Raw genomic sequence first — 21,013 nt, forward strand, 5'->3', positions numbered from 1 at the left:
GTCATGATTGCTAATGCGATTTATAACAAAGTTGCCAAGCTATATGGCAACGCCGACGCGACAGAAATTACCGATGATATTCTTGCTCTAATGAAAAAGTGGCAAGACAAAGCACCGCAATATCAGAATTGGGTTGATCAACGTACCTCTTACTTGATCACTTATGGCGACAGTTTTTCTAATCAAGGAGAACCGACGCTAACGACGATGAAGACATTCGCTGATCGCCACTTGAAGGCGGCATTGAGCAACATTCATATTTTGCCAATGTTTCCTTATACCTCGGATGATGGTTTTAGTGTGGTCGACTACCGTCAAGTGGATTCTAATCTCGGTAATTGGGAGCAATTGAATGCACTATCTGAGAACTTTGACCTGATGTACGACTGTGTCATCAACCATATCTCGAAGAGCAGTGATTGGTTCCAAGGTTACCTAGCAGGTGATGCGAAATATCAAGACTACTTTGTAGAGTCGGATCCGAGCCTTGACTATTCAAGTGTAACGCGCCCCCGTGCGTTGCCGCTCCACACTCGGTTTAGCAAGGCATCGGGTGAGGCTGTACATGTATGGACGACTTTCTCGGACGATCAAATCGACATTAACTTTCACAGTCCGAAAGTGCTTTTGGAAAGCATCGATATCTTGTTGATGTACGCGGCAAATGGTGGACGTTCGATTCGCCTTGATGCGATTGGTTTTATCTGGAAAAAGCTCGGAACTACATGTATCCACTTAGAAGAAGCACATGAAATCATCAAGCTGTGGCGAATCATTTTGGATGAAGTGATGCCAGGGACGCTGTTGATCACTGAGACCAATGTGCCGCACAAAGAGAACGTATCTTACTTTGGGAGCGGCGATGAAGCGTATATGGTTTATCAGTTCCCACTACCGCCATTAACGCTGCACGCCTTGATGAGCGAAAATAGCGAGACATTGACGCAATGGGCGACTTCGCTGACAAATGAAGCAATGGCGCAACTCGCTCAAGGTGATAAAACTACCTACTTTAACTTCCTTGCCAGTCACGATGGGATCGGGGTTCGTCCAACAGAAGGCATCCTGACGGACGAAGACCGCCAAATGATGTGCGCGCAAGTCGAACGCAAAAGCGGTCGAGTGAACTACAAAAATAACGGTGATGGTACCCAATCACCTTATGAGCTGAATATTAACTACCTCAGCGCGATTACAGAGCCGACCGATAGCATTGACGACAAAGCGAAGAAATTCATCGCAGCTCAATCTATCTTGCTGTCATTCATAGGTGTTCCAGCGATTTATTACCACAGCTTGTTGGGTAGCGAAAATGACGTACAAGGTATGCTCGATTCAGGGATTAACCGACGCATCAACCGTGAAAAATTGGATTTAGCGAAGCTAGAAAGTGAGCTGGCAGACGAAGACTCACTGCGTTCAAAAGTATTCAACCCAATGACGCGCTTATTGAGCCTTCGTCAGCAGTACGTCGCGTTCTCACCACAGGCTTCTCAACAAGTCCTGAATTTGGGTGATGGTATCTTTGCATTGCAGCGTGGCGATGGTGAAGAAGCCATTCGATTTGCGGTTAACCTGACATCACAAGCTCAAGCTGTAGTGTTAGCGGATTCCGGCTTTGACCTCATTAGTGAACAGTTTATGCCAACAGAATTTGAGTTGGCACCATACCAATTTGTTTGGCTGACACAGCAAAAATAAGGAGCACATCATGAAACTTGCCCAACTTACAACTCCTGAGCTGATCATGCTTGATGCTGTGTTTGGAGATCGCTTCGACGCCATCAATGCACTGACGGACAAGCTTGAACAAACAGGCAAACTTACTAACAAAGCACAATTTCTTGAGGCAGTATTAAAGCGCGAAGAAGAGGGACCGACTGCCCTTGGCGAATACTTAGCCGTGCCTCATGGTAAATCAGAGGCAGTGAAAGAGCCTGTCTTCGCATGTGCATTTGTGAAAGATGAGCTGATGTGGAAAGGCCTAGATGGCGATGAGCCAGTCAACATGATTTTCTTGTTAGCGATACCGCCAGCAGAGGCAGGTTCGACACACATGGAGGTTCTGACTACGTTGACGTCATCGCTGGTTGATGACGATTTCCGTGACCAGTTACTCGCTGCGCGAAATACTGAAGAGATCATGGCGTTATTTGAAAAAGGTGATGCTGCTAGCGAGCCCCAAGTTGATAAATCAGAAACTGAATCAGCGCAACAAGACAACGTCGCAAAAGACATCAGCCATATTGCTTACCCGGCAGTGCTCGGCATTGGTGTCATCATCTCAGCATTTTTGTTCTTACTGCTTTAGATTGGTGCACTGCCAAGCAGGTTTGTGGGTGCATTGAGAAAGGCTTTGCTCAAGTATATCCGCAGGATTAATACAAACACCTTCCCCTCGCCGATGTTGGCGAGGGAGCCTAGGTGGAAGTACAACTAACGACGGTGGTGCTAGAAATATCGCTGCGACTCTCAAGTTGGGTGCGTCGGTACTACTACGCCACCGTCTTATACTTCAATTTCAACTTAGTCAGCACTTCTTTACCCTTATCGGTACTATAAGGCCACAATAAAACGATAAACTTACCCACGCCGCGATTCACATCAGCTTTGGTTATCGACTTGCCCACTGAGTTTGCCATTAAGTAACTCACCCAAAAGCCACCAACTACGCGCATCAATTCAATTAGCTCATCGATTTGATCGTCGTCGATGACAATAAATTCGTCGCGGCGCAGATTGAGCACCGACTCGTGAGCTCTGGCAACCAATACATCATGCGCTTGCAAATAGGCTTGATGCAGGGCTTTATCGCGCATCACGATTTCGGGCATGCTGGCGTGGAAAAAACGAAAACGCCAGATACTGCCAAACACTTCTTCGCAATAGCGCTGCAGGTACACCTCCGCCGGAGTGTCACTGGATACCGGAACAAAGGACTCACGGACGTAAGCGATATAGTCGGAAAATATCGACTTGATAATGTCTTCTTTATTGCGAAAGTAGTAATAGAGATTGCCAGGACTCATCCCTAGGTGGGCAGCAATATGGTTAGTAGTAATGGCGCGTTCGCCTTTCTCATTAAATAGCTTCAAGCTGGCTTGAATGATTTTATCTCGGGTCTTCATACTAGTTAACGAATCTACCTCTATCGAAGAGCTTAATAAACAAAAGCCCCAGCAAAATGCTGGGGCTTCAACTCATTTAGCCTTGGTACTTGTAGAATACCGTTGAAAGCGGCGGCAGACGCAGCGAGAGAGACTGAGGTTGCGCTTCACTCTCAACAGTCTCCGTTTCTGCTACCTGAGCGACACCAAAACCACTGCCGGCATAGAGGCTGTCATCGGTATTTAGCAATAGCTCATAACGACCCGCTAACGGCACACCCAATCGGAATGCTTCGTGTGGTACTGGTGTAAAGTTGCTGACAACCAGCACACGTTCGCCATCTTCACTAATGCGCTCGTGCGCCAAAATACTCGCTTCTGCGGCATCTTGTAATCGCCACTCAAAACCTTGCGGATCTGAGTCTTGATCAAACAACGCTTTTTCACTGCGATACAATAAGTTCAAGTCTTTAGTCAGTGCTTTCACACCTTGGTGACGTTCAAAATCAAGCAAGAACCATTGAAGCTGGTCATCGTGGTTCCACTCACCCGTTTGACCAAATTCCGCACCCATGAAGTTCAGCTTCTTACCCGGCTGAGCATACATGTAACCCAAGTAAGCACGAAGGTTCGCTGTTTGTTGCCACTCATCACCCGGCATTTTGTTATGGATAGAGTGTTTGCCGTATACCACTTCATCGTGTGATAGCGACAGAACATAATTTTCACTATGTGCATAAACAAGCGGGAACGTGATGGTATCGTGGTGGTATTTACGATTAATTGGATCTTCTTGAATGTAGGACAAGCTGTCATGCATCCAACCCATATTCCACTTAAACCCAAAGCCTAAGCCACCAGCAAAGGTTGGCGCAGAAACACCTGGGAAGGCCGTCGATTCTTCGGCGATCGTCATGGCATTCGGGAAGTGTTTGTACACTTCTTCGTTCATCCATTTCAAAGTTGCAATCGCATCGTAGTTTTCACGGCCGCCATCGACATTCGGGATCCACTGGTCATGACTACGTGAGTAATCGAGATACAGCATAGAAGCCACCGCATCCACGCGGATGCCATCGATATGGAATTGCTCAAACCAGTAAAGGGCGTTAGATACCAAGAAGCGACGAACGTGCTCGCGTCCAAGATCGTAGATGTAAGAGTTCCAATCTTGGTGCCAACCGCGACGTGGATCTGGATCGTGGAACAGCGGCGTGCCGTCAAAGTTCGCTAAGCCGTGATCGTCCGATGGGAAGTGCGCCGGAACCCAGTCAAGCACAACACCAAGGCCAGCTTGGTGACACTGATCAACAAAGTACTTGAAGTCATCGGGTGAGCCAAAACGGCTAGTCGGTGCAAACAAACCTACTGGCTGATAGCCCCATGAACCGTAGAACGGGTGCTCAGAAACTGGCATCAATTCAACATGGGTGTAGCCCATATCGGTTAAGTAAGGGATAAGTTCATCAGCAAGTTCGCGATAATTTAGGAAGTCGCCATTGTCATTACGTTTCCAAGAGCCTGCGTGCAGTTCGTAGAATGACAGTGCTTCTTTGCGTTTTTCTGTTACCGGACGCTGCTGCCAGTTGGTATCTTGCCAGTCATAGCGGTCATGGTTATAGGTAACAGAAGAAAACGATGGGTATTGTTCAGAATAAAAGCCCCATGGATCCGCTTTGTGCGGCAGACCTTCACCATCAGGTCCTTTGAGCTCAAACTTGTATTGAGTGCCTTCTGGTAGGTTTGGAACAAACAGTCCCCAAATACCGTAATCAAGTCGCTGCATTGGGTTACGACGACCATCCCAAGCGTTAAAGTCGCCGACTATACTTACCGCTGTTGCATGCGGTGCATACACTAAGAAACGCGTACCTTCGATGTTTTCACCATCACGTTCTTGGGTAATAAATTGCGCCCCCATGTGGTGATACATCTCTTTTGGTGTATGCAGTTCTTCATATTCCGCATACAAACCGTGATATTGGTACGGATCATCGAGCATCTGCTCGGTACCATTCCAGTCAACAGCCAACTGATAGTGGGTAAATCGTAAATCGAGATCCGATTCAAGGATAAATCCAGATGCTTTGTCTCGAACCATTGGCATTCTGGTGCCATCTTTTAAAACAACCGCAGCGGCGTCCGCACCGGGCATCCAAACCCTTAGCGCATGAGTCTCATCTTGTAGGTATGGACCTAGGAATGAGAATGGGTCAGCAAACGATGCACTCGAGAGTCGATCGTACGCCTGTTGTTGTCTTTTAAGCCCTTTTTTGTTCAACGTTCATCTCCCTCGACCTAACACTGTACCCCCCCTTTTTATTGTTGAGTCCCAGCCAATGGCAAAGACGTCGGAGGCACAAAATAAAAAGCCCGCGATATGCGGGCTATCTTTAAGATTTCATTGTACTGGAAACATCCTGTACGGGAAGTGACAAGCGCCCAATTTTGCATTGCAATCGGCCTATTTCACCGACAATTTACAATATAAATTTGAGAATGATATAACCCAGCCGCCAAAACGAAGAAAAGCACGACTCTTTGGAAATGACAGAACAAATATCCAAAAGAGTCGTGCTTTGTTAGCGATTCAATAATCTATGATTAGCTGGCTTTCGCGCGTACTTCCGTAAGGCGTTTAGCGATGCGATTCACCCCTTCTTGAACGAAGATTTCTTCAAGATTCATCGACAGTTTACGACGCCAGTTTGGGTACTCATTAACCGTACCAGGAATGTTTACTGGCTTATCCATCTCTAGCCAGTCTTCTAGCTGAACACTGAGTAGTGCAGAAGAACCCGCGGCTACGTGAAGCTGTAGCGCTTCGCTCAAATGCGCGTCCATAGGGACAAGACTTGCATCGCGACCCACACCTTCAGGTAGATAACCATGCCATGCGACGCTATCAATAATGCCTTGTTTGCACACTAGGCGGTCATCAAATAGACCCGCTAGCTGTTCTTCATTTGGATACAGACCAATCTCGCGGCCCATCTTCAGGTCATCACAGTGCCAGAAGCCACGTAGCGTTGGCATATCGTGAGTACATAGTGCAGACATTGATTGATCCGCATAGTGCTCAGGAGAGATAAAGCCGCCATCTTCTGCTGTTTCGAAGAAGAACACCTTGTAGGAGTGCACGCCAGCGTCACGCAGAATTTCTACGATTTCATCTGGCACAGTACCCAAGTCTTCACCAATAACGCTACATTGATGACGGTGTGACTCAAGCGCTAGAATTGCTAGCATGTCTTCTACTGGGTAGTAGATGTAAGCACCTTTCGTTGCGTTCTCACCTTTTGGAATCCACCAAAGGCGCAGAAGACCAAGAACGTGGTCAATGCGAAGTGAACCACAGTGCTTCATGTTCGCACGTAGCAACTGAATATATGCATCGTACGATGTGGCTTGCAATACCTGTGGGTTTAGTGGAGGTAGACCCCAGTTTTGACCCAGAGGACCCAAGATATCTGGTGGCGCACCGATGCTCGCATCCATCACTAGGTTGCCATTGTCTGCCCAAGTTTCAGAGCCAGAATCCGCAACACCTACAGCTAGGTCACGGTACAGACCTACTGCCATACCCTTCTCTTCAGCTAGTGCTTGAGCTTCATTGATTTGAACATCAGCGATCCACTGCAAGTACATGTAAAGCTGAACTTTGTCTTGGTTATCTGCAATGAACTTCTGTGTTGCTGCGTTTTCGAAACGGCGGTACTTCTCTGGGAATACTGGCCAGCCCCACATGTTGCTGTCTTCTGCATGAAGCTCAGCGTGGATCGCATCGAATGCGGCTTGATGCAGTAGGCTCTCACCACCTGCTTCAATGAAGTCTAGGAACAGTTTCGCGCGCTCAGACTGTTTGTCTAGATGACGAGATTTGAACTCATCGAAAAGCAGCGGCAATACGTTCATCTTAAGCTCAGCCACTTCGGTGTAGTTCACCCAGTGTGACTCACGCGCTTTTTGTAGACGTACTTGGAACTCAGAACCACCAACGATTTGTTGTGCGTCTGCGCTCAATGCAAACTCCGCGACAGAGCTTACGTCGATATAAAGAATATTTAGCCAGCGACGTGAAGATGGGCTGTATGGGCTCGCGCCTTCTGGGTTCGCAGGGAAAAGCGAGTGAATTGGGTTAAGACCCACAAAGTCACCACCGCGTGCAGCGATATCAGCAACCAACTGTTTAAGGTCGCCAAAATCACCGATACCCCAGTTGTGCTGAGTACGAAGCGTGTAAAGCTGGATACTTGGACCCCAAAGCTTTTTGCCTTCGTCAAATGCGCTTTGCTTGTAACATGCACGAGGTGTGCGAATAAGTGTCATCTCGTAAGGCGCTTTGCGGCGCTTACGCTCTAGGTAAAGCTTGTGATAACCCCATGGAAGGTTGTTTGGTAACGCAAATACTAAAGGGCCACCCTCAGCACGTTCATCACGAACGATCTGAGATTGAAGATAGCCTTCAAGTACTTCTCCTTGCTCGGTCTCTAGACGCCAGCTGAAATCGCTTTCTCTCGCGCTCACACCTAAATGAAGTTCTACTTCTACTGCATCACCGTCTTTAACAACCAGTACTGGATCCAGCACTTCTTTCTTGTGCTTTTTCTCGGCAGATTTTAGTAGTGATTCATCATTTGTCGTGTCGTAGCCTAAAGACGCAAGCAGACGAAGAATGGTTTCGTCCTCAACTTTGGCTTCATCGCCCCACGCACTTACGTAGCTGTCGGCTATTCTTGCCATCTCAGCAACTTGTTTTAATGCTGTTTGTTCTGTCATCGCTCTCTCCGAAGGACTTCTCTTAACCTTCAAATCGGTAGGGTTATTATTAATTCAAGTAAAAACCAAGGTACCTCTATCCCTTGAGGAACTGAGGTACCTTGGTTAAATTTGTTAGCGTGAAACTGATTCAAGCTTCCAAATGTTATTCACGTAATCGCGAATCGAACGGTCTGAGCTGAACTTGCCAACTAGCGCCGTGTTTAGAATCGCTTTCTTCGCCCAACCCGCTTGGTCACGGTATTGCGCGTCCATGTCTTCATGTGCCTTCACGTAAGATGCGAAGTCAGCAAGACATAAGTACGGGTCACCACCATCTAGTAGGCTGTCGTATGTTGCACGTAGTAGACCTGGTTGACCTGGAGTAAACTCTTCACCTAGCAGTAGATCTAGAGATGCCTTCAGTAGTGGATCAGCGTTGTAGAAGTCGTATGGGTTGTAACCTGCCGCTTGCGTGCGTTTCACACCATCAACCTCTAGACCGAAGATGTAGATGTTCTCGTCACCGACTTCTTCACGGATCTCAACGTTAGCACCGTCCATCGTACCGATAGTTAGTGCGCCGTTAAGCGCCATCTTCATGTTACCTGTACCTGATGCTTCTTTACCTGCCATAGAGATTTGCTGAGAAACGTCAGCAGCTGGAATCAACATTTCAGCCATACTTACACGGTAGTCAGGAATGAATACCACTTTCAGCTTACCGCCTAGGCGTGGGTCGTTGTTTACTTTCTCAGCAACCTTGTTAATCGCAAAGATGATCTCTTTCGCTAGGTGGTAACCCGGTGCAGCTTTAGAGCCGAAGAATACAACGCGTGGCGTCATATCAAATGTTGGGTCATTCAATAAACGGTGGTACAGAGACAACACGTGTAGCAAATCAAGCTGCTGGCGCTTGTACTCGTGTAGGCGCTTGATCATCACATCAAAGATAGCATTCGTATCTAGCTCGATACCCATGTTCGCTTTAACCCAGTCAGCTAGACGCTGTTTGTTCTGCTTCTTAACAGCCATGTAGTCTTTCTGGAACTTAGCGTCATCAGCGAATTTCGCGATACCTTCCAGCTGCTCAAGCTTAGCTGGCCACTCAGAACCAATCTTCTCAGTGATAAGAGCCGATAGACCTGGGTTACAGAACTTCAACCAACGACGTGGTGTCACACCGTTCGTTACATTATGTAGACGAGTTGGGTACATCTCGTGGAATTCAGGGAACAGATCTGTTTTCACTAGCTGAGAGTGAAGTGCTGCTACACCGTTCACTGCGTATGAACCGATAACACATAGGTTAGCCATACGAACCATGCGGTGGAAACCTTCTTGGATGATAGAAAGCTTCGCTTGTTTCTCACCATCACCAGGCCACATTGCACGTACTTCTTGTAGGAAGCGGTGGTTGATTTCAAAGATGATTTCCATGTGACGTGGAAGTAGACGCTGGATTAGCGACTCAGACCAAGTCTCTAGTGCTTCTGGAAGTAGAGTGTGGTTTGTGTATGCGAAAGTCTTAGAAGAAATCGCCCACGCCTCATCCCAGCTCAAACCTTTCTCATCTAGAAGGATGCGCATGAGTTCAGGGATAGCAATGGTTGGGTGCGTATCGTTAAGCTGAATGGTTTCTTGCTTAGGAAGATCCGCTAGCGTGTAACCTGCTGCTTCGTGACGACGTAGGATGTCACGTACAGACGCCGCTGAGTGGAAGTACTGCTGCATTAGACGCAGAGTCTTACCTTTCTCGTGGTTATCGTTCGGGTATAGAACCTTAGTGATGTTACCCGCATCGATTAGCGCGTGCTGTGCTTCGAAGTAATCACCGTTGTTGAAGCTCTCTAGAGAGAATGGAGCAATTGCCTGACATTCCCAAAGACGCAGTGGGTAAACTGTATCTGACTCGTAACCAACAATTGGAAGATCCCAAGGCATTGCTTTTACAGACATACCAGGAACCCATTGACGTACTTCTTTGCCATCAACGTTTACAACTTCAACGTGACCAAAGAAACCAATCTCTTGTGCAAGCTCTGGACGAGCGACTTCCCACGGGTAGCCTTCAACAGCACGCCATGCATCAGGCGCTTCTTTTTGACGACCATCTTCGAATGACTGCTTGAATAGACCGTATTCGTAGTGAAGACCATAGCCTACAGTTGGGAATTCTTGAGCTGCACATGAATCCATGAAACATGCTGCTAGACGACCTAGACCACCGTTACCAAGTGATGGGTCACGCTCTTCTTCTAGAAGGTCAGTTAGGTTGTGACCTAGTTCAGCCATTGCATCTGTCACTTGCTCGTACAGACCCATGCTGATTAGGTTGTTACCTGTTAGACGACCGATTAGGAATTCTAGAGATAGGTAGTTAACACTTTTCGCGCCCTTGATGCGCTCGTCCGCTTCAGTTTCAAGCAGGTCAAAAGTCGTTAGCTCAGCAAGCGCACGACCCATTGCTAGATACCACTGACGTTCTGTCGCAGTTTCTACTGTCGTTGCATACGTTGCTGATAGGTGTTTTTTAACACTTTCTTGGAAAGAAGCTTTATCAAATTTTTTCTGTTGCGCAGGTTTCATTACGAAATCTCACTTTCAAGTTTTATCCATCTGTCACATATCGTGCATGGTGACGTATCCATAAACATCCTCCTAAGTCCGACTCCCTGGAGGATGAGTGAGGAGGGCGTAGAGGGCGTACTCCCCTCCACTTAGTGATCGATCTCCCATTCCGCTCTCTGATTCGGTTTTTTCAGGTGATTGCGATCACGCCAAGCTCAGTTTTTAATCTAGCCACGAACTAAGAAAGAAATACTATCCGGCGGATAACTAATTACAAAAATTGTTGTGAAGATCACAGTTACCCGCAAAAAAGAATCAAAATTTCCCAAAATTTTGTATACATGGCAGACCAATCTCCCCTTCCACATCAAGGATATAGTGACAAAGATCACAAATCCAAGGCGTAGTCGAGGGATTGACCACACAATAATCAAAACCGAGCGCTTGATCAAAAACTGTATAACCTACTGTTTTATATCTTCGAGCTGGCTCAACAAAGCTGTGGTAAACACGCCCTCCACCCCAAGGGCATTGAAAATAATAATCGTAGGAAATAACTCATGTGGATTCCTTCAAAGTTGACTCGACCTGGCCGCTTACACAATGCCATTGTTCGTCCTCGAGTTTTAGACCTGCTTGCACAGGCGCCTTTCTATAAACTGGTATTATTTCGCTCGCCAGCCGGTTACGGCAAAACCACCATGGCCGCTCAATGGCTCTCGGACAAACCTCATGTAGGTTGGTACAGCATTGATGAAAGTGATAATGACCCATTTCGCTTCGTCAACTACCTGCTGCAAGCCATCAACAAAGCCACCAGCAACAGTTGCCCAAATGCGCAAAAGTTGGCAGAGCGCCGACAGTTTTCTTCTTTGCATTCCCTGTTTAGCGAGGTGTTCGCTGAACTAACCAGCTACCACCATGAGTGTTATATCGTTCTGGATGACTACCACCTCATCAGCGACGAAGACATCCATGAAGCAATGCGCTTTTTCCTAAAGCACATGCCAGACAACATTACTTTGGTCGTCACCAGCCGAGGTAACCCACCACTGGGTACAGCGAACCTGCGCGTTCGCGATCTCATGATTGAAATTGGTAACGAGTTGCTTGCCTTCGATACTGAAGAAACCACGCGTTTCTTTAGCCAGCGCCTTGCCAGTGAGATCGATAACGAAACCGCGAATACGCTTCGCACCTATGTGGAAGGCTGGCCATCGGCACTGCAGCTTTTCGCCCTTCAAGCACAACATCAAAAGCGCACACTGGCCCAATCGGTAGAGACTATCTCTCAGTTCAATCACGCACACCTTTGGGACTACCTTGTTGAAGAAGTGTTTGATCTACTTGATAAAGAAACCCGTCATTTCTTAATGCAGTGCTCGGTGCTTGATCACTTCAATGACAACTTAGTCACCGCACTGACCAAACGTGACGACGCACTCAGTATGATCGAGTCACTCAACCGCTTTGGTCTGTTCATCTATCCATTAGAGGGAGAGAACAACTGGTTTAGGTTCCATAACTTATTTGCTGAGTTCTTATCGCACGAACGTAAAGCACGAATTCCACAGCAAGAGCACGACTTGCACCTAGCCGCGGCTAACGCTTGGCTAGAACAGAAAGTCCCTCACCAAGCACTACGCCACGCGCGCCTTGCTAACAACGCAGATTTGGTGGCGAGTATCTTGCTGGAGTTTGGCTGGAAGATGTTTAACCACGGTGAATTAACCACCCTGGAAGATGCCATTGGTGTGTTAAGTGCTGATCAGCTTTACAGTCAGCCGAAGCTATGTGTATTGCAAGCTTGGTTGGCACAGAGCCAACACCGATACAATGAAGTGGGCGAGCTGATTGCCAAAGCTGGTGAAGAAATGGCCGCGCGCAAAGTCAATTTGAGCAAAAAAGAAGAAGGCGAATTCCACGCGCTTCGTGCTCAGGTGGCAATCAACCAAAACTCACCAGACCAAGCCATCGAGCTAGCTGAACTCGCACTGAGCGAGCTCGACCATTCGGAATATCGCAGTCGTATTGTCGCTACCTCAGTCGTTGGTGAGGTGAACCACGTGATTGGTAATCTCAGCCGCGCACTGTCGATGATGCAGCAGACTGAAAAGCTGGCGCGTCAATATCACGTGTATCATCAAGCCTTGTGGGCGCAGCTACAACAAAGTGAAATCTTGATCGCTCAAGGTTATGTACAAGCCGCGTTCGAGATCCAAGAAAGCGCCTTTAAACTCATTGAAGAGCAGCAACTGCACCAAGTCCCACTGCACGAGTTTCTATTGCGCGTTCGTGCACAAGTGCTTTGGTGTTGGAATCGCCTTGATGAGGCCGAAGAGTGTGCTTACAAGGGCATTGACGTACTGGGTAACATCGACCCAAGTAAACATCTGCACAGCTACTCCATGATTGCGCGTATTGCTATCGGTCGTGGTGAGCTAGACAAAGCCTCGAAGGTGATTGAGCAAATTCAACACCTCATCAAACAATCTACCTATCACGTTGATTGGACGGCGAATGCTTCATTGTCATTACTGCTGTACTGGCAAGCACGAAACGACATGGAATCGATTGAACAGTGGCTAGAAACCGCTACTCGTCCAGACGAAGCATGCAATCACTTCTCTCAGTTGCAGTGGCGCAATATTGCCCGTGCGCAGATTCAGTTGGGACAGTATGATCAAGCGCAAAGCACGCTGAACTTCCTAGAGCAAGAAGCGAGTACGCATCAATTGGTGACCGATCGCAATCGTAACCTGATTGTCGAAGCGATCCTCAATGTGCACAGCAAGAATGAAGACCAGGCCAAACAACTTCTGAAAGAAGCGTTAGTACTGACTAACCAAACAGGCATGATTGGCAACTTCCTGATTGATGGCGCAACCATTGGGCACTTGCTGGCTAATCTAGTGTCGAAGTCCGATCTTGGCGATCTTGAGCGTCACCGTGCTCAACTGCTAATGAAAGACATCAACACCACTCAGCGTAGCCGCTCAGTGCACTTTAACGAAGAGTTTGTTGAGAAGCTGGTCAACCACCCGAACATCCCTGAGTTAGTACGCACTAGCCCACTGACCCAGCGTGAATGGCAGGTTCTAGGGTTGATTTACTCTGGATTCAGCAACGAGCAAATTGCTCAAGAGTTGGATGTTGCAGGCACAACGATTAAAACCCACATTCGTAACCTGTACCAAAAGCTCAACATTGCTAACCGTAAAGAGGCGATCAGCACCGCCGAGAACTTGTTGCAGTTGATGGGTTACTAGTTCAAGATTATCAACCAAAAACAAAGCCCGAAAGTCTCAGACGCTCGGGCTTTTCACTTATCAAACTTACCTAACTCAAAACCCAACTAACTTGCACGTCGAGTACACCGAGTGTGTTCACCCGTCACTTCTTTGAGTGTCATGGTGGTCGCCGACAGCTCAAGCACTTCGGTAGTCAGTTGTTGATACTCTCGTAGTGCCTCTGCCAATGGCTCAGATAGCTCATTACCGTTGGCGTTGGCTGTCGCCATGCTAAGCACCTCAAAGTGCTCGGTCAGTGTTGTCCCGTCAAGTTGCCATGAGCCCCCTGTAACCAGTTCAACCTTAACCGCTCCCTTGCCTGTCGTCACAGGATAATTTAGGAACACCCGACCACTAAACTCACCATTCTCTCCATATGCGACATGCACCTTGGATTTGATGTCCGTTAGCTTATATTCGCACTGCCACGCTCCGGCGATATTTTGCGGTGTAATGGCTAGCGACTGCTTGGCTTGGCTCTCTGGCTGACTGCACCCCGCTACCGTCAATGCGGTGATGGCCGCGACGATCACTCTTTTCATACTGCATCCTTGTACTGGACCGATTGTCACTATAATTGTAGTTAATCCATTGTTTATTGGCTGATTTGCTTCAAGGCTTTTAGGCTGGCATCACAATTAAACCGAGCGGTTCGAGCAACTGGGCTTGCTGCCAATCACAGATCTTTACACCGGTTAAATCGATGCGCCTTGGATCGAGTCCCTCTAGATCCACATGGCATAGATCGGCACCTTGGAGGCGACATTGATCCCAGCAATCAGGCGAAAATACGCCGCGACTTAAATCGGAACCTTTCAGCGACGCACCTTGCAAATTTGCGCCAATCCAACGATTCTCAAACAAATCACATTTCTCAATGACTTGACGCTCAAAATTGGTGTAAGACAAGTTACAACCAGTAATGAACACCGAGCAAAAATACATGGTATTGCTGACTTGATTGGCAAATCTCGCCCTCGCAAAATTAGCACCTTTGAGGTCACACTCTCTAAACTCGGCTCCAAAACACTCCGCTCCCTCAAAATTGCTCATCGCCAACTGACAGTTCTTGAAACTGGCATCCTTGAGGTTAGCGTAATCGAAGTGACAGCCTTCCAAGTCGCTACGATCAATAAACTTACAATGCTCGAAGCTCGCATCAGATAAGTCAGCACGAGAAAAGTCACATTGGTAGAACTGGCAGTTGGAAAACGAAGACTGCGATAAATCCTGCCGTGAAAAGTCGTGTTGATGAAAGGTTTTGTCTTGGTAGTGCGAATTACTTTGATACATAGTTTCTCGATATATGTGCTGCTGCCCCAAAAGGCACTGTGTTCCTCACGATTGGTTTACGGAGCATAACATTGAGGGCAACCTGAAACTAACAATAAATATCCATTAAAAACAACAATTTAAACACAAGCAAAATAGCGAATTTAAGGGGTCATTTCAGCATGCTAACCCCAACAAACTTCGATGAGCGCACGCTCATATCAAAAAAATAATTTAGAGCCGGAGAGAGCGATAGATAAGCTTTCCAATACGTTAGTTGACTTAACAATGAATAACGATAGAATTGGTTGACTTAGTCAACTAAATTCCTTTCACAGCCTTAGTTGACGCATGCGTTCTATCGCTCTTCAATATATTCTCAACTTGAAGGATTTAAGCTTGAAACAACCTCAACCCGTGCTGGGATCAAAAGGAACCCTATTTTTCCTCGTTATTATCAGCGCCTTTCCCCCTCTGACGATTGATTTGTACCTGCCTGCCCTGCCTACTATGGTCGATGTCTTTAATACCACCGAGTCCATGGTCAACCTGACATTAAGTAGCTATTTCATCACCTACGCCGTTGGTCTTCTGTTTTGGGGACCACTGAGTGAAAAGTTTGGCCGCAAGCCCATTTTGCTGGTTGGTATTGGTAGCTATATGCTGGCCAGTATTCTGTGTGCGTTTTCTGGCAGCATTGAACACCTTATCGCCTCACGCGTTGTGCAAGCCTTTGCTGGAAGCGCCATCACCGTGGTATCGACCGCCATCGTTAAAGATATGTTCGAAGGCCGCGAGCGCGAGCGCATTATGGCCACCATTATGTCGCTAGTGATCATCGCTCCTATGGTAGCGCCCGTATTAGGGGCATTTTTGCTGCAAATCGCCTCTTGGCGAATGATGTTTGTTACGCTCGCGATTTTTGGTGCATGTGCATCACTGTTAGCGTTTTGCTACAAAGAGACCTTAGAAAGCCGCTACACAGGTTCATTAGTGCGATCTTGGACTCGTCTTGGTGTCGTGATTCAAAACCCGCGCTTTGTGATTCTGTTGTGCATTTTTTCTATCGCACCTATGGCTTTGATGGGTTTTCTCGCGGCGGGTTCTTACATCTACATCAACGGGTTTGGTCTGACCGAGCAGCAGTTTAGCTATTTCTTCTCGTTCAATGCCATCGTCGCCTCTTTTGGCCCAACCATTTATATGAAGCTTTCACGCCACATCGCGGTGCAGAACGTCATCTCAGGATGCTTTGCTGTATTGGTTGCCGTCGGCGTAATGACAGTCACCTTTGGAGATACGTCTCCATGGGCATTCGCGCTACTTTGCGCCCCTGCAACGCTCATGGTAATTATGATGCGTGTTCCAGCGACCAACCTAATGCTTGATCAACAAGACAAAGACACCGGCTCCGCTGTCGCGTTAATTCAGTTCTTTGCCATGATTTGTGGCTCTGCGGGCATGTTGTTGGTATCGATTAGACCAGAATCGCTGATTGCCAATCTTGGCATGATTCAATTGTGTATTGGCGTGATTGGCGGCTTGATGTGGCTGATGGTGAGAAATCGAGGTTTTGTTGTCGATAACCTTGTAAAGGCGCATTGACCAGTGAAGGGGCGTCTTGCCCCTTTAAAAAATTACGCAAATTAGCTCTTGTACTTATGGAGTATGTTTTTAGGAATGTGGCAATAGTCATTCGGATGTAGCGTCAATCGATCTTGATGCTCTTCATCGCTCTTGACATAGTTGCTGAGCGGCAGTACTTCAACCGCGATTTTACCTGAGTCTGGACGCGCCGCGATATACTGTCTAACAAGTTCAAGATGCTTAGGATTCACACTGTAAACTCCAGTTCGGTATTTAGTCCCAACATCGTCTCCTTGCTTGTTGAGGCTGTACGGGTCGATGATTTCAAAAAAGAAATCCATCAGTTGCTCGAAGGTCACTTTATCTGGGTCAAACTCAGTGAGAACACACTCAGCATAGCCATCGTAGTCGCTTGTAGTGGTATCCGTTGTGCCATTGGCTCTGCCAGCTTGGGTTTTTGCCACACCGGGTAAGTGGCGCATAAATTCTTGTACACCCCATAAGCAGCCACCAGCAAAGTAGATCTTTTCCATCTTGTATCGCAACCAAAACACACTTGAAGGCAAGCAAGGTATCACAGTTTAGGACAAGATGGGACTATGCTGACAAGGTCTAACATGAATGGAAGGTACTCGGTCGCTAAATCAAGGTCGGATATGAGATGTAGTCAAAAATTTTGATTCAAACTCGAGACAAAGCGAACGAAGACAAATGCTCTCGGTGCTAGGATATCAAGACACAAATGTATTCCGCATTATGGGAATCGCGGCTTAATGGAGAAAAACTATGCGTAATCGGCATTTAGGCGAGCTCGTATTGAGTGAAGCGCAGATCCAAGCTGGCACAAAGAAAGTTGCTGAGCTTATCAGCAATCAATTCCAAGAGGTGGTCGTCATCTCTGTAGTGCCGGGTGGTATCTTATTCACCGCTGACCTGGTAAGACAGCTGACGATTGATGTGAGTATGGATACCATCTCATGCCCTCATACACCGGGTGATCGCAACAACAAATCCGAAATTGTTTATCATCAGAATATCGAAATTGAAGGCAAAGATGTCATCGTTATTGATGATGCCATTGAGTCCGGCGGTACCATGAAACGTCTGGTTGAGTATTTGTCCAAAAACTATCAACCGAAATCTCTGTCTATCGCCACCCTATTTGTCAAACCGGGCAGAGCGGATATCCCATTCCCGCAGCTTTATGCCTATGAGATGGAAAACGATGATTTGCTCGTCGGTTACGGACTGCCTTGGAACGACAAGCTAAGAAACGTTCCTTACGTCTCCAAGCTTGTAAAATAACCAAAACACAAAGGGGCGTGTATAGCCCCTTTGTTTTGTCCTTTACTTTTCAACGACTGCGGCGAACTCTTCTGCAAACGCTCTAAAGGTTCTTGGCTTTTGACCTGTGACAAAAGCACTCGATCTAAGCCATGTGGGCATCTGCTATCTACCCTACTCCCTGTTGCGTGATGAGCTAAATACGGGCGATGCCACACCCATACTTGAGCCTTGGATCCCCCAAGATCGAACCATGCTACTTGTCTACTCAGACAAACGACATTTACCGCTTAAGTCTCAGTTATTTATCGAGTTCATAAGAGAGAAGCGCGCCGAATTTAGAGAAAAACTGTCAGGGATTTCCCAAACTTAAAGCGGTGAGTGACAGGCATCTCATTCACTAATCTCGACCACTATCCAATCACCCAAAAATCAGCTATTATCGTCCAAAATTCAATTTAGGTGATATTGTATGACAAGTAATTTTAAGTTAGCGGCCTCTGAGCTACTAGGGCGCAGAGTGCCAGGCACTAAAGCGCCACGCCTTGATGAATCGCAGCGCCCGAAAACACTCGACGATGCACTGCAAATTCAATCATCGATGATTGATATCCACAGTGACAAGGTGGGTGGCTGGAAGTGTTTACTTCCTCTCGCAGACGATAAGTTCGTCGTTGCGCCGATTTTTGCCGACAGTGTGCAAACTGGTGAAGTGTGTAAGCTGTTTGCGGACAATAATATCGCTCGAGTCGAGCCAGAAATCGCCTTCGTACTCAACAAAGCGCTGCCCGCTAACCCTGAAGGCTATAGCGAAGAGCAAATCAACGATGCTATCGGCTCCTGCCACATGGCGCTAGAGCTAATGCAGTCACGTTTTGCGGACGACAGCGGTGCTGAGTTCTATGAAAAGCTGGCTGACTGTTTGGTTAACCAAGGGCTATTCATTGGTCCTGAGCTTCCTCGTGAGAAGGCATTTGATGCAGCAAATATCAACATTAACGTCTCTCAAGGCGACGATGTGCAAACCTTCGCAGGTGAGCACCCAAACAAACTCGCTCAAACGCCAATTTACTGGCTAATCAATACCATGACTCGTCGTGGTGTTGACTTCCAAGCAGGTGAAGCAATCATCACAGGTTCTTACTGTGGCATCGTTGAAGTGGCGTTTGATAAGCCTACTACGATTCAGTATGAAGGTTTTGGTGAATACCAAGTCACATTTAAGGCTAAAGGTTAAGCCTTAGCAAGAGTGAATGCGCGCAGCTCTGCGCGCTTGAACGACTCCATAGCTCTCTATTTTAAGGGGTCAACGCACTTTTCTGATCATGTATTCGCTCCAACGCCTCGACTCGACGGATCTGACGGCTGTCAAACAAAGGCTCTCTGAGTTCGGCGATGGCTTGCTTTCTGTCATACTCCGACAACGACTCATTCTCGATGATCTCGGCTCGCGCCAACATATAGCTTTGAACGCTTTGCTCAAACTGCGCCCTTTTCTCATCCAGTGCCGCCAACCTTTGGCTCGCTTCAGCACCAACTAATGACTCTCGAACTAAAAACTGACTTTGCGCATCCATAGAGTTTGTCTCATTGAGCGCTGTCAGTAAGTTGGCGTTGTGATAGCTTTCCTGAAGCTCCGGGGACAGTTGTGCTAGTTCTTGTTGCCACATCTGCTGGTACTCTGCTGGGCTTTGAGCTATCTGTTTTAGCTCTTTTTGCCTAAGCGCAAGCTCTCGCATTTGGTTTTCTTCTGCAAATAATCTTTGCAGCTCCTCAACAGTAAAAAAGTGCGCTTGAAGTGCTAATATTTGCTGATGCAAAGCACTAAAGTCATCGGTTGCACCCAGTTCTGCCAATGCTGCTTTGTATTGGATGAATTTCTTAAAGAGCACAGGATCCATACCAGTTGAGCTGTCGCTATAGTGTTCAAATCTTTGCTCGATTGTCTTCACGTCTGTTTGACTAGCATCAGACAGAAAGTAATCGAAGGTATCACGAAGTGACGCCTCATCAACTTGAGTGTCCTGTTGAGAGGACGCCTGTATTGCCAAATTCGAACTATCTCGGGCTACCGTCCAAATCCAAGCGCCCGCAGCAACAATGCTAACTACGGACAAGAGCATCAGCCCTTTGGTTGTCATTCGCATGGCTAGAGTCCTTGAAGTTGGAGTCGATTAGCATGTTGTCGGTATAAGGTTTTCGGGTCGGTTTCGAATAAGTGGTGGATACCAAGCAGGCCATTGATTTCATCAAGGTGATTCATTTTGTAATCGTCGCCAATTACCTTGCCTAAGTGGGTGCTGCACTGACCCACCAGGCCATCGTTAGGCTCATCAAAGGCAAGCCCTAGGATAAGCATTGCCGGATCAGCGGGATCGAGCACATTAGTGTAGGTTGAAGTGCCTGTCCAAGAGTAATAATAAACGCCATTGTCTGCTTGCCAGTCACCATCACCACAAGTGGCGGTAGGCACACCTTCTGGATAATGGGCATTAAACGCCAGTGACCCCTGTGTTGTGAGCGCTTCAAGTGAGCTCAGTCCGTTTTGAGGTAAATCGGAGCCACCAGAGAGCAAACCAATCAGTGTGGTCAATCCACCCGCCAGTTTTACTGCGATTGCTTCAGCGGCAGAGCCTTCAGGGACGGTGCTGCGCACCAGATCTGCCACTTTAGAGCCTTTGTTTACACCACCAATACTTGTCACGGAGGCCACCATTTCCGGCGCTACCGAAGCAACATATCTGGCAGTCGGCGCACCGTGACTATGACCGATAAGATTGACCTTTTTCGCGCCAGTGACTGCGAGTACGTTCTCTACCTGAGTAAGTAGTTGCTCACCTCGAACTTCAGAGCTGTTGGTTGCTGAAATCTGCGCGACGAACACTGTTGCTCCATCCTTACTCAAGGTTTGCGGAATGCCGTAGAAGTAATCAAAACCCGCTAGAGAATCAAAACCAAACAGCCCATGAACCAACACGATGGGGTATTGGGTTTGTGTGTATCCAGACTGATGACCAAACAGTTTAGCTTGAACATTGAGCGCCATAGCCGCGCACAAAAAAACCAGTGACATGTGTTTCATTGTTATCTTTCCTTGTCAGACCTCCGATGAGTCGATTAGCGTAGTAGAGCAAATTTGAGGTC

General features: G+C 47.3%; 16 protein-coding genes. 7 read left to right on the plus strand and 9 right to left on the minus strand.

Annotated elements, in window-relative coordinates; translation table 11 throughout:
• Nucleotides 1-3: 3 nt before the first annotated feature.
• Together L4C42_RS10125 and L4C42_RS10130 are read left to right on the plus strand one after the other, a co-directional pair.
• Nucleotides 4-1,701: a sugar phosphorylase gene (locus tag L4C42_RS10125; RefSeq protein ID WP_353499980.1), complete on the plus strand. Its 1,698-nt coding sequence runs from the start codon at nt 4-6 to the stop codon at nt 1,699-1,701.
• 10 nt (nt 1,702-1,711) lie between these two features.
• Nucleotides 1,712-2,311, plus strand: a complete 600-nt coding sequence (locus tag L4C42_RS10130) for a fructose PTS transporter subunit IIA (protein ID WP_418642719.1) — start codon at nt 1,712-1,714, stop codon at nt 2,309-2,311.
• A gap of 184 nt (nt 2,312-2,495) precedes the next feature.
• Here L4C42_RS10130 and L4C42_RS10135 read toward each other — a convergent pair whose 3' ends face one another.
• The 4 genes from L4C42_RS10135 to L4C42_RS10150 all read right to left on the minus strand — a co-directional run bounded on the left by L4C42_RS10135 (nt 2,496) and on the right by L4C42_RS10150 (nt 10,454).
• Nucleotides 2,496-3,128, minus strand: a complete 633-nt coding sequence (locus tag L4C42_RS10135) for a TetR/AcrR family transcriptional regulator (RefSeq protein ID WP_353499982.1) — start codon at nt 3,126-3,128, stop codon at nt 2,496-2,498.
• Nucleotides 3,129-3,204: 76 nt separating this feature from the next.
• Nucleotides 3,205-5,388, minus strand: coding sequence for a 1,4-alpha-glucan branching protein GlgB (glgB, locus tag L4C42_RS10140; RefSeq protein ID WP_353499983.1), 2,184 nt, complete (start codon nt 5,386-5,388; stop codon nt 3,205-3,207).
• Between the two features lie 323 nt (nt 5,389-5,711).
• Complete coding sequence (gene malQ, locus L4C42_RS10145; RefSeq protein ID WP_353499984.1) at nt 5,712-7,886, minus strand: 4-alpha-glucanotransferase; 2,175 nt, start codon at nt 7,884-7,886, stop codon at nt 5,712-5,714.
• Nucleotides 7,887-8,000: 114 nt separating this feature from the next.
• The gene (locus L4C42_RS10150) at nt 8,001-10,454 is read right to left on the minus strand and encodes a glycogen/starch/alpha-glucan phosphorylase (RefSeq protein WP_353499985.1); all 2,454 of its coding nucleotides are present in this window, start codon (nt 10,452-10,454) and stop codon (nt 8,001-8,003) included.
• 542 nt (nt 10,455-10,996) lie between these two features.
• Here L4C42_RS10150 and malT point away from each other — a divergent pair.
• Nucleotides 10,997-13,705, plus strand: coding sequence for an HTH-type transcriptional regulator MalT (gene malT / locus L4C42_RS10155; RefSeq protein WP_429760366.1), 2,709 nt, complete (start codon nt 10,997-10,999; stop codon nt 13,703-13,705).
• Between the two features lie 86 nt (nt 13,706-13,791).
• Here malT and L4C42_RS10160 read toward each other — a convergent pair whose 3' ends face one another.
• Together L4C42_RS10160 and L4C42_RS10165 are read right to left on the minus strand one after the other, a co-directional pair.
• Entirely contained in the window at nt 13,792-14,268 is a 477-nt protein-coding gene (locus L4C42_RS10160) for a hypothetical protein (protein WP_429760368.1), read from the minus strand.
• 79 nt (nt 14,269-14,347) lie between these two features.
• Nucleotides 14,348-15,019: a Qnr family pentapeptide repeat protein gene (locus L4C42_RS10165; RefSeq protein ID WP_429760370.1), complete on the minus strand. Its 672-nt coding sequence runs from the start codon at nt 15,017-15,019 to the stop codon at nt 14,348-14,350.
• Between the two features lie 378 nt (nt 15,020-15,397).
• Between L4C42_RS10165 and L4C42_RS10170 the strand changes: the two genes are divergently transcribed.
• Entirely contained in the window at nt 15,398-16,603 is a 1,206-nt protein-coding gene (locus tag L4C42_RS10170; protein ID WP_429760372.1) for a multidrug effflux MFS transporter, read from the plus strand.
• Nucleotides 16,604-16,644: 41 nt separating this feature from the next.
• Here the strand turns inward: L4C42_RS10170 and L4C42_RS10175 are convergent, their stop codons facing one another.
• Nucleotides 16,645-17,118, minus strand: coding sequence for a peptide-methionine (S)-S-oxide reductase (locus tag L4C42_RS10175; protein WP_353499990.1), 474 nt, complete (start codon nt 17,116-17,118; stop codon nt 16,645-16,647).
• 253 nt (nt 17,119-17,371) lie between these two features.
• On the opposite strand from L4C42_RS10175, the gene L4C42_RS10180 reads away from it, so the two are divergent.
• The 3 genes from L4C42_RS10180 to L4C42_RS10190 all read left to right on the plus strand — a co-directional run bounded on the left by L4C42_RS10180 (nt 17,372) and on the right by L4C42_RS10190 (nt 19,106).
• Nucleotides 17,372-17,890, plus strand: a complete 519-nt coding sequence (locus L4C42_RS10180; protein WP_353499991.1) for a phosphoribosyltransferase — start codon at nt 17,372-17,374, stop codon at nt 17,888-17,890.
• Nucleotides 17,891-17,996: 106 nt separating this feature from the next.
• Complete coding sequence (locus L4C42_RS10185; RefSeq protein WP_429760375.1) at nt 17,997-18,242, plus strand: LysR substrate-binding domain-containing protein; 246 nt, start codon at nt 17,997-17,999, stop codon at nt 18,240-18,242.
• Between the two features lie 99 nt (nt 18,243-18,341).
• Nucleotides 18,342-19,106: a hydratase gene (locus L4C42_RS10190; protein WP_353499993.1), complete on the plus strand. Its 765-nt coding sequence runs from the start codon at nt 18,342-18,344 to the stop codon at nt 19,104-19,106.
• A 61-nt stretch (nt 19,107-19,167) separates the two neighbouring features.
• Here L4C42_RS10190 and L4C42_RS10195 read toward each other — a convergent pair whose 3' ends face one another.
• The gene (locus tag L4C42_RS10195; protein ID WP_429760377.1) at nt 19,168-20,016 is read right to left on the minus strand and encodes a lipase secretion chaperone; all 849 of its coding nucleotides are present in this window, start codon (nt 20,014-20,016) and stop codon (nt 19,168-19,170) included.
• A gap of 2 nt (nt 20,017-20,018) precedes the next feature.
• Complete coding sequence (locus L4C42_RS10200; RefSeq protein WP_353500166.1) at nt 20,019-20,915, minus strand: lipase family alpha/beta hydrolase; 897 nt, start codon at nt 20,913-20,915, stop codon at nt 20,019-20,021.
• Between the last annotated feature and the right edge of the window lie 98 nt (nt 20,916-21,013).

Origin of the sequence: Vibrio wakamikoensis (assembly GCF_050337275.1) — a bacterium.
Taxonomy (GTDB): domain Bacteria; phylum Pseudomonadota; class Gammaproteobacteria; order Enterobacterales; family Vibrionaceae; genus Vibrio; species Vibrio chaetopteri.

Coding starts and splice junctions, on each gene's coding strand:
- L4C42_RS10125 (WP_353499980.1), top strand. CDS start 4: ATGATTGCTAATGCGATTTATAACAAAGTTGCCAAGCTATATGGCAAC.
- L4C42_RS10130 (WP_418642719.1), top strand. CDS start 1,712: ATGAAACTTGCCCAACTTACAACTCCTGAGCTGATCATGCTTGATGCT.
- L4C42_RS10135 (WP_353499982.1), bottom strand. CDS start 3,128: ATGAAGACCCGAGATAAAATCATTCAAGCCAGCTTGAAGCTATTTAAT.
- malQ (WP_353499984.1), bottom strand. CDS start 7,886: ATGACAGAACAAACAGCATTAAAACAAGTTGCTGAGATGGCAAGAATA.
- L4C42_RS10150 (WP_353499985.1), bottom strand. CDS start 10,454: ATGAAACCTGCGCAACAGAAAAAATTTGATAAAGCTTCTTTCCAAGAA.
- malT (WP_429760366.1), top strand. CDS start 10,997: ATGTGGATTCCTTCAAAGTTGACTCGACCTGGCCGCTTACACAATGCC.
- L4C42_RS10160 (WP_429760368.1), bottom strand. CDS start 14,268: ATGAAAAGAGTGATCGTCGCGGCCATCACCGCATTGACGGTAGCGGGG.
- L4C42_RS10165 (WP_429760370.1), bottom strand. CDS start 15,019: ATGTATCAAAGTAATTCGCACTACCAAGACAAAACCTTTCATCAACAC.
- L4C42_RS10175 (WP_353499990.1), bottom strand. CDS start 17,118: ATGGAAAAGATCTACTTTGCTGGTGGCTGCTTATGGGGTGTACAAGAA.
- L4C42_RS10180 (WP_353499991.1), top strand. CDS start 17,372: ATGCGTAATCGGCATTTAGGCGAGCTCGTATTGAGTGAAGCGCAGATC.
- L4C42_RS10190 (WP_353499993.1), top strand. CDS start 18,342: ATGACAAGTAATTTTAAGTTAGCGGCCTCTGAGCTACTAGGGCGCAGA.
- L4C42_RS10195 (WP_429760377.1), bottom strand. CDS start 20,016: ATGCGAATGACAACCAAAGGGCTGATGCTCTTGTCCGTAGTTAGCATT.
- L4C42_RS10200 (WP_353500166.1), bottom strand. CDS start 20,915: ATGGCGCTCAATGTTCAAGCTAAACTGTTTGGTCATCAGTCTGGATAC.